The organism is Kribbella sp. NBC_00709 (genome assembly GCF_036226565.1).
GTDB lineage: Bacteria > Actinomycetota > Actinomycetes > Propionibacteriales > Kribbellaceae > Kribbella.
In genome coordinates, this window is sequence record NZ_CP108996.1 from 437377 (window position 1) to 450720 (window position 13344).

Here is a 13344-nt window from a genome sequence, read left to right on the forward strand (position 1 = left end):
GCCGGATCAACCATCCGGCCACATCGACGCAAGACTGTGCAGGGTCGACGTCACCTGGACCGGCGCTGTCGCGGTCAGGACCACGCCGCGGCCGGCCGGCAGGTAGCAGCGCGAGATCGACACTTCACCGTCGTTGGCGAAGAGCTCCAGCGACGTCCGGTCGATGACCAACCGGACGCTCCGGAGCTCGCCGGAGACCGCTTGCGGATCCGAGCCCGAGGCCACCGTGGTGCTGCCGAGGTGCACGGGCGCACCGGACACGTCGACGGTCAGGGTGGCGCCGGACGGGATCTCGACGTCGAGGTGCAGATCCGCCTCGAGCGGGCCGGCAGCGAGCACCTTGTCGGCACCCGGCTTGACCGTGCCGGACCAGTGCGCGGTGCCGGAGTACAGGGTGGTCAGCTCACGGACCGGGTTCCGGAACAGGCGCGGACTGCCGTCGACCGTCCGCAAGGTGAGCTCGCACGGGATCGTGACCTGCTGGTTGAACGGCATCTCGGGGTAGACGCCGTCCCGCATCCACGCGGCCTGGATCCTCCGGCCGTCGCCGGTCTCGGTGTTGTTCCAGGTCTGCGTGGCGTAGAAGTTCGGTCCGGCGTCGGACAGCAGCTGCTCGGACTCCTCGGTGAACGTCGTCCCGTCGAACGTGCCGACGGAGTACTTCCCGTCGCCGCGCACCAGCACCCATTTCGGGTCGCCGCCGTCGAGTGGGAGCTCGAAGAAGTCGGGGCACTCGAAGCTGTTCGGTACGACGTTGCCGGTGTCCGTCCAGTGCAGCAGATCGGTCGACGTGAGCAGGTGGTACCGCTGGTCGCCGTACAGCATCATCACCCAGTGGTCACCGGGGTGGTAGCGGAACACCTTCGGGTCGCGCTCGGGCATCGTCATGATCGGATTGCCGTCGTAGTGCTGCCAGGTGCGGCCCTTGTCCAGGCTGTACGACAAGCACTGGCTCAGGTTGTCGTTGCGCGACCAGAACGCGACCATCGGCGGCCGGTCCGGGTCGGGTGACAGCCCGGACGTGTTGCCGTAGTCGATCACCACCGACCCGGACTGCACCCCGGTGTCGAGGGACTCCTCGAAGAACGCGGGCGGTAGCTCGGTCCACTGCACCAGGTCCTCGCTGACGGCGTGGATCCAGCACTTGTTCCACCGCTGTGCGAACAGGTGGTACTCGCCCTCGTAGTACACCAGTCCGTTCAGGTCGTTGAGCCAGCCTTCCTGGCGCATCCCCGGTTCCAGGCGGTCCATCGCGAACTGCCGTGCGGTGAAGTGTTGCTGCGGCCGCCACGTCTCGCCGTACAACGGCTGGGTCGTCACAGGTGGTACGTCGGGGTTGTCGGTCTGCACGATGTCGTCGACGATCACATGGCCCCGGTCGCCTGTGCCCTGGTCGACCAGCTGGAGCTGGGCCTGCTGACCGACGTACTCGCGGACGTCCCAGCTGCCGGGCTGCACGGTGACGCTGTTGCGGCCGGTGGCGGTGCGCACGATCTCGCCGCCCACCAGCAGATTCAGGCAGCAGACGTACTCGTAGTCCGCGCCGGCGATGGAGTAAGCGAGGTAGTCGCGCTCGATGGTGAACGTCTCGAAGTCGGCCACGACTACGAGGTTAGAGCTTGTTGGCGTGGCGGATCACGTCGACCACATCGGACATCATGCCGGTGAGGTCGTAGTCCTTCGGGGTGTAGATGGCGGCTACGCCGGCGGCGAGCAGGGACTTGGCGTCCGCGTCGGGGACGATGCCGCCGACCACGACGGGCACGTCCTCCAGACCCGCCTCGCGGAGACCTGCCACCACCTGCGGGACCAGCTCCATATGGGAGCCGGACAGGATCGAGAGCCCGACGCAGTGCACGTCCTCGGCGACGGCAGCGGCGACGATCTGCTCAGGGGTCAGGCGGATGCCTTGGTAGATGACCTCGAAGCCCACGTCACGCGCGCGGACCGCGACCTGCTCGGCGCCGTTGGAGTGGCCGTCCAGGCCAGGCTTGCCGACGAGCAGTCGGAGGCGGCCGCCGAGTTCCTCCGACGTTGCTGCGACCTTCGAGCGCACGGCGGCGATCTCGGCACCACCGCCGGAGACGCCGACCGAGCCGGACACACCGGTCGGGGCGCGATACTCGCCGTACATCTCACGGAGAACCCCCGCCCACTCCCCCGTGGTCACACCGGCGCGAGCGCACTCGAGAGTGACGGGCATGAGGTTGTCGGTGGTCTTGGCGGCGGCACGCAACTTGCCCAGCGCGGCGTCGACCGCGGACGCATCACGCGAGGCGCGCCAGCTCTGAAGGGACTCCAGCGCAGCGGACTCAGCAGCGGGGTCGACAGTCTGGATCGCCGCGTCGAGGTCGGCAGTCAGCGGCGACGGCTCGGTGTTCTCGAACTTGTTCACCCCGACCACGATCTGCTCGCCGGACTCGATCCGCTGACGCCGTTCGGCGTGCGATGCGACCAGCGCCTGTTTCAGGTACCCGCTCTCGACCGCCGCGACCGCACCGCCCATCGCCTGCACCCGGTCGATCTCTTCGCGCGCACCGGTGACCAGTTCGCCGACCTTCGCCTGGATGACGTGCGATCCGTCGAAGATGTCGTCGTACTCGAGCAGGTCGGACTCGTACGCCAGCACCTGCTGCATCCGCAACGACCACTGCTGGTCCCACGGCCGCGGCAACCCGAGCGCCTCGTTCCACGCCGGCAGCTGCACGGCCCGCGCCCGCGCGTTCTTCGACAGCGTGACGCCGAGCATCTCGAGCACGATCCGCTGCACGTTGTTCTCCGGCTGCGCCTCGGTCAGCCCGAGCGAGTTCACCTGTACGCCGTACCGCAGGCGGCGCGCCTTCGCGTCCGTCACGCCGTACCGCTCCAGCGTCAGCTCGTCCCACAGCTGCACGAACGCACGCATCTTGCACGTCTCCTCGACGAACCGCACGCCGGCGTTCACGAAGAACGAGATCCGCTGGACGACGTCCCCGAACCGCTCCGGCGGCACCTGTCCGCCGTCGCGGACCCGGTCGAGGACTGCCATCGCCGTCGACAGCGCGAACGCCAGCTCCTGCACCGGCGTGGCGCCCGCCTCCTGCAGGTGGTAGCTGCAGATGTTGATCGGGTTCCACTTCGGCATCTGCGCGACGGTGTACGCGATCACGTCGGTCGTCAGCCGCAGCGACGCATCCGGCGGGAACGCGTACGTCCCGCGGGACAGGTACTCCTTCACGATGTCGTTCTGCGTCGTGCCGGTGAGCTCGTCCGGTAGCGCGCCCTGCTCCTGCGCCGCGACCTGGTACAGCGCGAGCAACCACATCGCGGGCGCGTTGATCGTCATCGACGTGTTCATCTGCGCGAGCGGGATCTGGTCGAACAACGCGCGGACGTCGCCGAGATGCGCGACCGGTACGCCGACCTTGCCGACCTCACCCTTGGCCAGCGGATGATCCGCGTCGTACCCGGTCTGCGTCGGCAGGTCGAACGCGACCGACAGCCCGGTCTGCCCCTTCGCCAGGTTGCGGCGGAACAACGCGTTCGACTCCGCCGCGGACGAGTGGCCCGCGTACGTCCGCATCACCCACGGTCGATCCCTATCGGAGGTCGCCATGTACCCGAGAGTAGGACTGTGTGCCCTTGTGAGTCTGCCTCTCGTGACTGGTGTCACCAGGGGCGTGGATCACACGGGTCGTGTCTGGTGGTCCCGCGCCGTAGCGAGCAGGTGCTCGCTACGGCGCGGGACCACCAGACACGACCTAGGCGCTGATCGGTAGCGGGGTGCGCTCCACCTTCAGGACCCGGTGCAGACGGGTGACGGCGAGGATGCGGACGACCGATGGCAGCGGGTGCCACAGGACCAGTTGGCGGCCGAGGAGCTGGGTGCGGCGGTGGGTCGCGACCAGCAGGCCGAGGCCGGTCGCATCGACCGCGTCGACCGCCTCCAGGTCGACGATCACGTCGCCGTCGGAGGTGTCGATCAAGTGGTTGAGCGTTTGGCGGACGTCGCCCACCGAGCGCACGTCCAGGATGCCGGTCAGATGTACGACGTTGTCGTGGGTCGGTGCGAGCATGTCCGTGCCCTCCGCTCTTCCGGCGGCCCCCGAGTGATCGGCCGCGTGGCAGCGTCTGTGTTGGTAAAGACTCCCCGGAGACACGGAAGGTTGCCAAGACCTCACGACCTTTTGTTTCGCGAGACAATGGTGTCTGTGTTCGCCGAGAATTACTTCCTGTTCCCGGTGGTGGCCATCGCCCTGGCCGGCGTGATGGTGCTGCTGTGCCGCTGGGCCTTCTCGAAGGCGAAGGGCGGCTCGCTGGTGCGTCGCGTCGATCGTCGCCCGGCCGAGCGGGACGCGTTCGGTCTGCTGACCGACATCCGGACGGTGCCGAACTACAACGAGGCCCGCGTGCTCGTGTCGCGGCTGAAGGATTTCGGCATCAGGGCGACCGCGGCCCGGACCAAGGACGGCTGGACGATCTACGTCTGGCCGCGCGACGAGGCCGCCGCCCGCGGCCTGCTGAACCAGTCCTGAACTTTCCTCACTGCTGCGTGTCCTCCGGAGAGCGCTCTCGGGCGTCTTTCCACCATGACGTCCGAACTGCCCCTCGCGGCCGTTGCGTTCCATCAGCGGGTCAGCCGGGACGCCGTACCTGCCGATGACGACGGGTGGGAGCTGGAGGCGTCGGTCCGGGAGCCGGAGCGGTTCGCGGCGATCTTCGACCGGTACTTCGGTCAGGTGCACTCCTACGTCGCTCGCCGGCTCGGGAGCGATGTCGCGGACGATTTGGCCGCGGAGACGTTCCTGATCGCGTTCCGGCAACGGGCGCGGTTCGACCGGCGCAACGGGGTGGTGCGGGCCTGGCTGTACGGGATCGCGACGAACCTGATCCGCCGGCACCGTAGAGACGAGGTACGGGCGTGGCGTGCCGCCGCGAAGCTGCCGTTGCCGGTGCCGGCCGCGACACACGAGGACCGGGTCGCCGCTCAGGTGACGGCGCAGGGGGCCTCACCTGAACTGGCAGCCGCGTTGGCGAAGCTGAACGCGAAGGACCGGGAGGTGTTGCTGCTCGTGGCGCTCGGGCAGCTGACGTACGGCGAGGTGGCCGCGGCGCTCGGGATCGCGTACGGGACGGTGTGCTCGCGGTTGTCGCGGGCCCGCCGGGTGGTGCGGGAAGCTGTCACCAACCCCGCGGAGGATCCGGCATGAACGAGTTCGACGTACTGCGGAAGGCGTTCCCGGAGACAGACGGTCCGACTCCGGAGACGACGGACGCCGCCCGCCGTCAGGTGGAGGAGCTGATCCACGAGGCCAGGCCGGCCAGGTCCTTCATGAGCTTCGTCCGGGCAGGGTGGCTGGGGACTGCTGTTACTGCAGCCACTGCTCTGGTGGCGGTGGCCGGGCTGGGTGGCGCACTGGTTGTGGGGCGAGGTGGCGGCGGGTCACAGCCGAGTGGGCCGGCCACTACTACTGCGCCTCGACTGACCGCAGCAGCAGAGGTGCTGATCGCGGCAGCGGTTCGGCAGGAGAAGGACGAGAAGGTGTCCGGGACGTACTACCGGGTGCGCAGTCTGCAGCTGAACCCGACGACGCAGGTCGGCAACCCGAAGTACACGCTGGAGCGGCGGTCGATCACCGAGAGCTGGATGCCGATGAAGCCGGGCGTGGAGTCCTCGTTCGGCTGGGTGAACCTCGGCTATCAGCTCGTCAGCCCGGCCGACGCGGCGAAGTGGCGCGCGCAGGGCTCACCGACCTCATGGCAGCTGCCGTACGAGCGCACTCCGATCAGCATGTCGGACGGCGTGCCAGTGGTGAACAAGATGTCGTTCCGCGACGTCCCGCCCGGCTACTACCTGACCGGCGACAAGCCGCTCAGCGCCGAGCAGATCGCGGCCCTTCCCACTGACCCCGTCCAGCTCCGCGCGTACCTCGGCAGGTCGGTCGGCACGGACCTGTCCCCGGCCGACCGCGAGTACGCCGTGTTCGCCGCGGCCGGCCGGCTCCTGTTCGAGATGCCCGCTCCCCCGAAGCTGCGCGGCGCCGCACTCCGCGTGCTCGCGGCACTGCCAGGCACACACGTCCGCACCGGCGTGAAGGACCCGCTCGGCCGCGTCGGGACCGAGGTCAGCATCACGACCGCCCTGCGCAAGGCCGGCAGCGCCCCGACCAGCCTCTTCTGGACCGGCGCGACGTACATCATCGACCCGGCGACCGGGCGGCTGCTCAGCTCCACGATCGGCGGACCGAAGCCCGGCTCGACCGTCGTACTCGAGTCCGGCTGGACCGACGACAGGCCTACTCCTCCCTCTACCGCTGTCCGTTGACCGGTTGGGTCCAGCGTCTAGGGTCGGTGTATGGCGACTCTGCTTGAGTTGGATCTGACCCGTGGTGTTCTCGAGACGCCGCCTGCTTCTCCGGTGGCGGCCTTCCGGGCCCGTCATCTGCCGACGCTGCGCGAGCTGGTGTCTGCCTTGCGGAAGGGTGCGCGGGACGACGCGGTCGTCGGCGTGGTCGCCCACCTGGGCGGTCATCGGCTGTCGCTGGCGCAGGTCCAGGAGCTGCGCGAGGCGGTCGCCGACTTCCGTACGTCGGGGAAGCCCGCTGTCGCCTGGACCGAGTCGTTCGGTGAGTCCGGCCTGGGAACGGTCCCCTACTACCTGGCCACCGCGTTCGACGAGATCTGGCTGCAGCCGTCCGGTGACCTCGCCATCACCGGTGTGACCGTGCAGGCCGTCTTCATCCGCGGTGCCCTCGACAAGGCCGGCGTGATCCCGCAGTTCGGCAAGCGGCGTGAATACAAGACGGCGGCCGACACGTTCACCGAGACGGAGATGACCGAGCCGGGCCGCGAGATGGCGTCGCGGCTCGCGGAGTCGGCGTACGAGCAGATCGTCGAAGGCATCGCCGTACGGCGTCGTCTGGACACCACTCGGGTCCGGGAGCTCGTCGACAGTGCGCCACTGCCCGCGCAGGACGGTCTGGATGCCGGACTGGTCGATCGACTCGGCTACCGGTCGGATGTGTACGACGAGCTCGAGAAGCAGCTCCAGTACGACGAACGGCTGCTGGCCGAGCGGTACATCCGGCGTGGTCCGCGGACGCTCGAAGACCTGCGCAGAACGCTCCCCTGGCCGCAGAAGCCACTGGTCGCAGTCGTCCGGGTCACCGGTGGCATCTCGGTCGGCCGCAACTCGAACAGCCCGATGGGCGGTCCAGGCTCCGGTTCCGACACCGTCGGCGCCGCACTGCGTGCCGTCGCGGAGAACGAGCACGTGAAGGCCGTCGTACTGCGAGTGGACAGCCCAGGCGGCTCGTACGTCGCCTCGGACGCGATCCGCAACGAGGTACTGCGGCTCCGCTCGACCGGGCGACCTGTGATCGCGTCGATGGGCGGAGTGGCTGCATCCGGTGGGTACTTCGTCGCGATGCCGGCCGACGTGATCGTCGCGCAGCCCGGCACCATCACCGGATCGATCGGCGTGCTGACCGGCAAGGGCGTCGTACGCGATGCACTGGGCCGGATCGGAATCTCACGGGACGCTGTGTCCGAGGGCGCGAACGCACAGATGTACTCGGCGCAGGAGGAGTTCACCGACGAGCAGTGGGCGCGGCTGGAGGAGACACTCGACCGCATCTACAAGGACTTCGTCGCCAAGGCCGCTCAGGATCGCGGTCTGCCCGAGGAGCGGCTCGAGGCGCTTGCGCGCGGACGGGTCTGGACCGGCGCCGACGCCCACGGCCACAAGCTCGTGGACGAGCTGGGCGGCTTCCAGCACGCGCTGACGCTGGCCTGCAACCGCGCCGGTCTGGACCGCGACGAGATCGGCGTGATCGCTGCCCCGCACCGCAACCTGCTCAGCCAACTGCGGGCACCCACGACGAGCGACGACCTGGCGGTCAGCGCTGCACCGCTGACACTCGACGGCCTGACCACCGCTCTCTACAGCGCACTGGGTTTGCCGCCGGCCGGAGTGCTGCGGATGCCGTTCAATTGGGAGATCAGCTAGCGCTCGCCGCCCGGGACCCAGAGGACGTCTCCGCCGGAGGACAGGTTGGCGACGCGACCGAGGATGAACAGCAGGTCGGACAGGCGGTTCAGGTACGTCAGCGCGAGCAGGTTGACCGACGGACCGTGCGCCTCGACGGCGGCCCAGCCGGCGCGCTCGGCCCGGCGTACCACTGTGCGGGCGAGATTCAGGTAGGCCGCGCCCTCGGTGCCGCCGGGCAGGATGAACGAGCGGAGCTTGGTCAAACGACCGTTGTAGTCGTCGCACCAGCCCTCGAGCCGGTCGATGTACTCCTGCGTGATGCGCAGCGGCGGGTACTCCGGATCGGGGGCGATCGGATTGCACAGGTCGGCGCCGACGTCGAAGAGATCGTTCTGGATCCGGGTCAGCAGCACCACGATCGTGCTGTTCAGGTGGCCGGCCGCGATGGCCACACCGAGCGCGGAGTTCGCCTCGTCCACCTCACCGTACGCCGCCAGGCGCGGATCGGTCTTCGAGGTCGTCGAGTTGTCGCCCAGGCGGGTCTCGCCGGCGTCACCGGTGCGCGTGTAGATCCGCGTCAAGTTCACAGCCATGCCAGGACTCTACGCAAAGCCTCGGACCGTCAAACGCTACAGTCGACCGGTGGAACGGTTTCGGATCGCGGGTGAGGCACGGCTCGACGGCACTGTCGAGGTGGCCGGGGCGAAGAACAGTGTGCTCAAGCTGATGGCGGCTGCGCTCCTGGCGGAGGGTACGACGACGCTGCGGCAGGTGCCGGGGATCCTGGACGTCACGTTCATGGCCCAGCTGCTGGACACGCTCGGCTGCTCGGTGAAGGTGGACCCGGACGGGCGGCTCGCGACGATCGCGGTGCCGGGCACGGTCAAGCACCAGTGCGACTACGACCTGGTGCGCAAGCTGCGGGCGTCGATCTCGGTGCTCGGTCCGCTGCTGGCCCGCTGCGGCCAGGCGGAGGTGGCGCTGCCGGGCGGCGACAACATCGGTTCGCGCGGGCTGAACATGCATGTCGCCGGCCTGGAGTCGATGGGCGCGAAGGTGCACATCGAGCACGGTTTCGTCATCGCCGAGGCGCCGCAGGGGCTGCACGGCGCCGAGGTCTGGCTGGACTTCCCGAGCGTCGGCGCGACCGAGACGATCATGATGGCGGCGGTGCTCGCGAAGGGCACGACGATCATCGAGAACGCCGCCCGCGAGCCGGAGATCCAGGACATCGCGAAGATGCTGGTCGAGATGGGCGCGCAGATCGACGGCGCCGGTTCGCCGCGGATCGAGATCACCGGTGTGGACGGGCTGCTCAACCCGGTGGACCACACCGTCGTACCGGACCGGATCGTGTCCGGGAGCTGGGCGTTCGCGGCCGCCATCACCAAGGGCGACATCACGATCGCGAACGGGCACGCCGAGCATCTGGAGCTGCCGCTCGACAAGCTGCACAAGGCCGGCGCGGAGATCACCGTGCTGAACCCGGGGTTCCGGGTCCGGATGCACGACCGGCCGAAGCCCGTGGATGTGGTGACGCTGCCGTACCCGGGGTTCGCGACCGACCTGCAGGCGTTCGTGATCGCGCTCAACGCGATCAGCGACGGCGCGGCGATGGTGACCGAGAACCTGTTCGAGGGCCGGTTCACGTTCGCGCAGGAGCTGACCCGGCTGGGGGCGCAGATCCAGACCGACGGGCATCACGCGGTCGTCCGCGGCGTACCGCGCCTGTCCGGCGCGCCCGTGGTCGCCTCTGACATCCGCGCAGGTGCCGCGCTGGTCCTGGCGGGTCTCGCCGCCGAGGGCGAGACGCTGGTGTCCGCCGCCCACCACGTCCACCGCGGTTACACCGACTTCGCGGGCAACCTCCGCCGCCTCGGCGCCGACGTCGTGGTCGAGCCGGACGACGCGGAACTGTACTGGAACTGAACCGGCATTCTCCCGGACCTCTTCCGGCACTCTGACCCGGCGAGCCGATTCGGCGGGTTAGGGTCGTCGGCATGAGTGAGCGCGTGATCAAGCCCGTCGGCCGTGGCTTCCTGTTCCTGGACTCGCATCCGGCGGGGTGTGCCCGGATCGTTCGAGAGATGTCCGGACAGGTGGAGCAACGGACTCCGGAGCGTCGGACGGCGCTCGTCGTCGGATCCAGCTCGGGGTATGGGCTCGCGACGACCATCGCCGGCCTGGCGCGGTACGGGATCGACGGGGTCGGCGTGTCCTTCGAGAAGGCGCCGACCGCACGCCGGACGGCGACCGCCGGCTGGTATCGCACCGCGGAGACCGCAGCGCTCGCCGCCGAGCTCGGGCGCTCATGGACGTTCATCAACGCGGATGCGTTCGCGGACACCACCAAGGACGAGGTGCTCGATCTGGTCGCCGAGCAGCTCGGCGGGATCGACCACCTGATCTACAGCGTCGCGGCGCCGCGCCGGGTGGACCCGCGGAGCGGTGAGACCTATCAGTCGGCGTTGAAGGCGATCGGCGGCGCGCACACCACCAAGAGCCTCGCGTTCGACGACGGTGAGCCGGTCCTGCAGGAGGTCGGGATCGATGTCGCGACCGACGACGAGATCGCCCAGACCGTGAAGGTGATGGGCGGCGAGGACTGGGCCCGGTGGATCACCGCGCTCCAGGAGCGCGACCTGCTCAAGCCAGGCTTCAACACCGTCGCCCTCACCTACATCGGCTCCGAGCTGACCGGTCCGATCTACCGGCGGGGTTCCATCGGCGCAGCCAAGGCCGACCTCGAGCAGACCGCGCTGACCCTGGCCAAGGACGGCGTGACCGCGTGGACCTCGGTCAATGGCGCCGCAGTCACCCAGGCGTCCTCCGCCATCCCAGGAATCGGTCTGTATGTCAGCCTCCTGCACAAGGTCCGCGGACTGGAGACTCCCGTGCAGCAGTCGATCGCGCTCTGGGACCAGCTCACCGGCGAGGCCCCACTCGACCTCGACGACGACGGCCGCATCCGCCTGGACCGCTGGGAGCTGACCGACGACGTCCAGTCCGCCGTCCGCGCCCAGTGGGAGTCAGCGACGCAGGACAACATCGCCGAGGTCGCCGACACCACGTGGTTCCTCTCCGAGGTGCGCCGGCTCTACGGCTTCGACGTGGCGGGTGTGGACTACGAGGCCGAGACCGAGGTCGACGTCGCCTGGCCGGACCACTAGGAGTTCGCTCGGTACCTGCGCATCTTGTTGCGCGCGCCGCACAGCGACATCGTGCACCAGCGACTGCGACCCGCCGGACTCCGGTCGTAGTACACCCACCGGCACGTATCAGCAGCGCACGCCTTCAACCGCGGCCAGGTGCCGGCCGTCACGGCTGCGCTGATATCCGCAGCCAGCCTCGCGACCAGGGCAGGTACGCCGCGCAGCCCGTCGACCGGACGGACCAGCGCGCTTCCGTCGGCTGACAACGCCAGCGCCAGCGGCGCATCAGCGAGCAGCCGGTCGAGAACGGCGAGCGACTTCGACGGTACGTCGACCCCGGCGTGAGCCTGGCAGACATCGCGGAGCGCCTCGCGGAGCGTCAGCACCTGCGCGAGGTCATCGCGGTCGAAGCGCAACTCCGGCAGCCCGTGGCCGGAACAGAACGCGCTGAGGTCCGCGGGCGCGAGCAGGGCGTCGTTCTCCAGCTCCAGATCGACGGTGTTGACCAGGTCCTGGACAAGCACCAGCGGCTCCGGGGCCGGGTTCCGCTCGCCTGGCTGAATCACGGTTGCCACGTTACCGCTCATAGGGCATGATCCGGTAACGGTTACTGGATGAGGCGGAGGTAGTGGTAACGGTGGACGGCGACTTCAAGCGTTTCTGGGCGGGTCAGACGGTGTCCGCGGTCGGCACTCAGGTGACCGCGGTCGCGCTGCCGCTGACCGCCGCACTCACGCTGGATGCGGGTGCGGCCGGGGTCAGCGCGATCGCGACCGCGACGTACCTGCCGAGCGCCGCGCTCCCGCTGCTCGCCGGGCACTGGCTGGAGCGCCGGCGCAAGCGCGGCGTGATGATTGCGACGGACGTCGTCCGGGCGGCCGCGGTGGCGGTGGTCCCGATCGCCTGGGCGTTCGGTGAGCTCACGCTGCCGTTGCTTGTCGGGGTCGCGTTCCTGGTCGGTGCGGCGAGTGTGGTGTTCGACATCGCGTCGTTCGCGTATCTGCCGGACTTCGTGCCGGAGCACGACCTGCCCGGAGCCAACCGCGCACTGCAGGGTTCGTCCACAGCGGCTCAGGTCGGCGGCCCCGGTATCTCCGGTCTCCTCGTCCAACTGCTCGGGCCGGCCGTCGCGCTGCTGGTGGACGCCGTCTCGTACCTGGTGAGCGCGATCGGCATCGGAACCGCGCGACGTGCTGAGCCCGCGCCGCAGGCGACCGACGATCGACCCGGCCTCTGGGAAGGCGTCCGGCAACTCAAGGTCAGCCCGTTCCTCCGCTCGTTGACCGCACATGCCGCGCTCTACAACGCGTCCGCACAGATCCTGGTCGTCAACCTCGTCGTCCTCGCGGTCAAGGAACGCGGGCTTTCGGCCGGCGGCTACGGCGTCGCGCTGAGCGCCGGCGGGGCCGGGGCGTTCGTCGGCGCGATGCTCGGTCTCCGGCTTGCCAGACGACTCGGGTACGGCCGCGCCTTCGGCACCTCGCTGGTCCTGTCCACAGGCCTCCCCCTCCTGCTGGCCTTCCTTCCCGGCCGCGGCCTGCAGTACGGCGTCCTGCTCGGAGCGGTCCAGTTCCTCGCGGGAATCGGCCTCGGTAGCGCGAACGTGCTGTCGGTGACGATCCGCCAACTGCTGATCCCGCGCACGGCGCTTGCCCGCAGCAACGGCGCCTACCGCACGTTCACATTCGGCGTACTCCCGGTCGGCGCCGCGATCGGCGGCGTACTCGGGAGCACCTTCAGCACCACCACAGCCGTTGCCGTCGGCACCATCGGCATCGCCCTCTCGGCCCTGCCCATGTTCGTCCGCGAGGTCCGGACCCTCGAAACACCGGTGCCTACGGCGTCCGTCGGACGATAACGGCCTAGCCGAGGGGTGGTTCGGCGCGCAGGATCGAGGTCAGCAGGCCTGGGAAGCGGGCGTCGAGGTCGTCGTACCGCAGGCGGCTCGGGCGGGTGTTGCCGACCAGGCGGGTCGAGACGACGCCGGCCTCGCGCAGCTTGCCCAGATGGTGCGACACGGTCGACACCTTCACCGGGACGTCGAGGGCGGTGCAGGTCGACTCGCCGGCCTGATCCAGGGCCCGGATGATCTGCAACCGGACCGGATCGGCCAAGGCCTGCATCACCGTGCTCAGCGGGACCCGGGCGAGGTCCGGCTGGGGAAGAAAGAAATCTGCTGTGACGTCCATCGGAATCCATGATAGCGGTCAACTACTACGACAA

At 69.1% G+C, this 13344-nt stretch carries 13 protein-coding genes; 7 read left to right on the forward strand and 6 right to left on the reverse strand.

Features of this window, described 5'->3' with window-relative positions:
* Positions 1 to 6: 6 nt before the first annotated feature.
* From OHA18_RS02150 to OHA18_RS02160, 3 genes are all read right to left on the reverse strand, one after another.
* Positions 7 to 1602, reverse strand: a complete 1596-nt coding sequence (locus OHA18_RS02150; RefSeq protein ID WP_329001793.1) for a glycoside hydrolase family 32 protein — start codon at positions 1600 to 1602, stop codon at positions 7 to 9.
* 10 nt (positions 1603 to 1612) lie between these two features.
* A complete protein-coding gene (locus OHA18_RS02155) occupies positions 1613 to 3595 on the reverse strand; it encodes a protein meaA (protein ID WP_329001794.1) in 1983 nt (660 codons plus the stop codon).
* Between the two features lie 145 nt (positions 3596 to 3740).
* On the reverse strand, positions 3741 to 4055 hold the full coding sequence (locus OHA18_RS02160) for an STAS domain-containing protein (protein WP_329001795.1): 315 nt from the start codon (positions 4053 to 4055) through the stop codon (positions 3741 to 3743).
* A gap of 126 nt (positions 4056 to 4181) precedes the next feature.
* Here OHA18_RS02160 and OHA18_RS02165 point away from each other — a divergent pair, with 126 nt between their 5' ends.
* The 4 genes from OHA18_RS02165 to sppA are packed head-to-tail and all read left to right on the forward strand — an operon-like array spanning position 4182 to position 7987.
* A complete protein-coding gene (locus OHA18_RS02165; RefSeq protein WP_329001796.1) occupies positions 4182 to 4514 on the forward strand; it encodes a hypothetical protein in 333 nt (110 codons plus the stop codon).
* Positions 4515 to 4568: 54 nt separating this feature from the next.
* Complete coding sequence (locus tag OHA18_RS02170; protein ID WP_329001797.1) at positions 4569 to 5189, forward strand: RNA polymerase sigma factor; 621 nt, start codon at positions 4569 to 4571, stop codon at positions 5187 to 5189.
* A complete protein-coding gene (locus OHA18_RS02175; protein WP_329001798.1) occupies positions 5186 to 6304 on the forward strand; it encodes a CU044_5270 family protein in 1119 nt (372 codons plus the stop codon). The genes OHA18_RS02170 and OHA18_RS02175 overlap by 4 nt, the downstream gene beginning before the upstream one ends.
* A 30-nt stretch (positions 6305 to 6334) precedes the next feature.
* A complete protein-coding gene (gene sppA / locus OHA18_RS02180; protein WP_329001799.1) occupies positions 6335 to 7987 on the forward strand; it encodes a signal peptide peptidase SppA in 1653 nt (550 codons plus the stop codon).
* Here the strand turns inward: sppA and OHA18_RS02185 are convergent.
* A complete protein-coding gene (locus OHA18_RS02185) occupies positions 7984 to 8562 on the reverse strand; it encodes a cob(I)yrinic acid a,c-diamide adenosyltransferase (protein ID WP_329001800.1) in 579 nt (192 codons plus the stop codon). The genes sppA and OHA18_RS02185 overlap by 4 nt on opposite strands.
* 49 nt (positions 8563 to 8611) lie before the next feature.
* Between OHA18_RS02185 and murA the strand changes: the two genes are divergently transcribed.
* Both murA and fabV read left to right on the forward strand, forming a co-directional pair.
* Positions 8612 to 9898, forward strand: coding sequence for a UDP-N-acetylglucosamine 1-carboxyvinyltransferase (murA, locus tag OHA18_RS02190; protein ID WP_329001801.1), 1287 nt, complete (start codon positions 8612 to 8614; stop codon positions 9896 to 9898).
* Between the two features lie 71 nt (positions 9899 to 9969).
* The gene (gene fabV, locus OHA18_RS02195) at positions 9970 to 11139 is read left to right on the forward strand and encodes an enoyl-[acyl-carrier-protein] reductase FabV (RefSeq protein WP_329001802.1); all 1170 of its coding nucleotides are present in this window, start codon (positions 9970 to 9972) and stop codon (positions 11137 to 11139) included.
* On the opposite strand, the gene OHA18_RS02200 is transcribed toward fabV, so the two are convergent.
* Positions 11136 to 11687, reverse strand: a complete 552-nt coding sequence (locus OHA18_RS02200) for a CGNR zinc finger domain-containing protein (protein ID WP_329001804.1) — start codon at positions 11685 to 11687, stop codon at positions 11136 to 11138. The genes fabV and OHA18_RS02200 overlap by 4 nt on opposite strands.
* Positions 11688 to 11758: 71 nt before the next feature.
* On the opposite strand from OHA18_RS02200, the gene OHA18_RS02205 reads away from it, so the two are divergent.
* Positions 11759 to 12979, forward strand: coding sequence for an MFS transporter (locus OHA18_RS02205; protein ID WP_329001805.1), 1221 nt, complete (start codon positions 11759 to 11761; stop codon positions 12977 to 12979).
* Positions 12980 to 12983: 4 nt separating this feature from the next.
* Here OHA18_RS02205 and OHA18_RS02210 read toward each other — a convergent pair whose 3' ends face one another.
* Positions 12984 to 13310 (reverse strand): ArsR/SmtB family transcription factor, encoded by a 327-nt coding sequence (locus OHA18_RS02210; protein WP_329001806.1) that lies wholly within the window; start codon positions 13308 to 13310, stop codon positions 12984 to 12986.
* Between the last annotated feature and the right edge of the window lie 34 nt (positions 13311 to 13344).

Coding starts and splice junctions, on each gene's coding strand:
- OHA18_RS02155 (WP_329001794.1), bottom strand. CDS start 3,595: ATGGCGACCTCCGATAGGGATCGACCGTGGGTGATGCGGACGTACGCG.
- OHA18_RS02160 (WP_329001795.1), bottom strand. CDS start 4,055: ATGCTCGCACCGACCCACGACAACGTCGTACATCTGACCGGCATCCTG.
- OHA18_RS02165 (WP_329001796.1), top strand. CDS start 4,182: ATGGTGTCTGTGTTCGCCGAGAATTACTTCCTGTTCCCGGTGGTGGCC.
- OHA18_RS02170 (WP_329001797.1), top strand. CDS start 4,569: ATGACGTCCGAACTGCCCCTCGCGGCCGTTGCGTTCCATCAGCGGGTC.
- OHA18_RS02175 (WP_329001798.1), top strand. CDS start 5,186: ATGAACGAGTTCGACGTACTGCGGAAGGCGTTCCCGGAGACAGACGGT.
- sppA (WP_329001799.1), top strand. CDS start 6,335: ATGGCGACTCTGCTTGAGTTGGATCTGACCCGTGGTGTTCTCGAGACG.
- OHA18_RS02185 (WP_329001800.1), bottom strand. CDS start 8,562: ATGGCTGTGAACTTGACGCGGATCTACACGCGCACCGGTGACGCCGGC.
- fabV (WP_329001802.1), top strand. CDS start 9,970: ATGAGTGAGCGCGTGATCAAGCCCGTCGGCCGTGGCTTCCTGTTCCTG.
- OHA18_RS02210 (WP_329001806.1), bottom strand. CDS start 13,310: ATGGACGTCACAGCAGATTTCTTTCTTCCCCAGCCGGACCTCGCCCGG.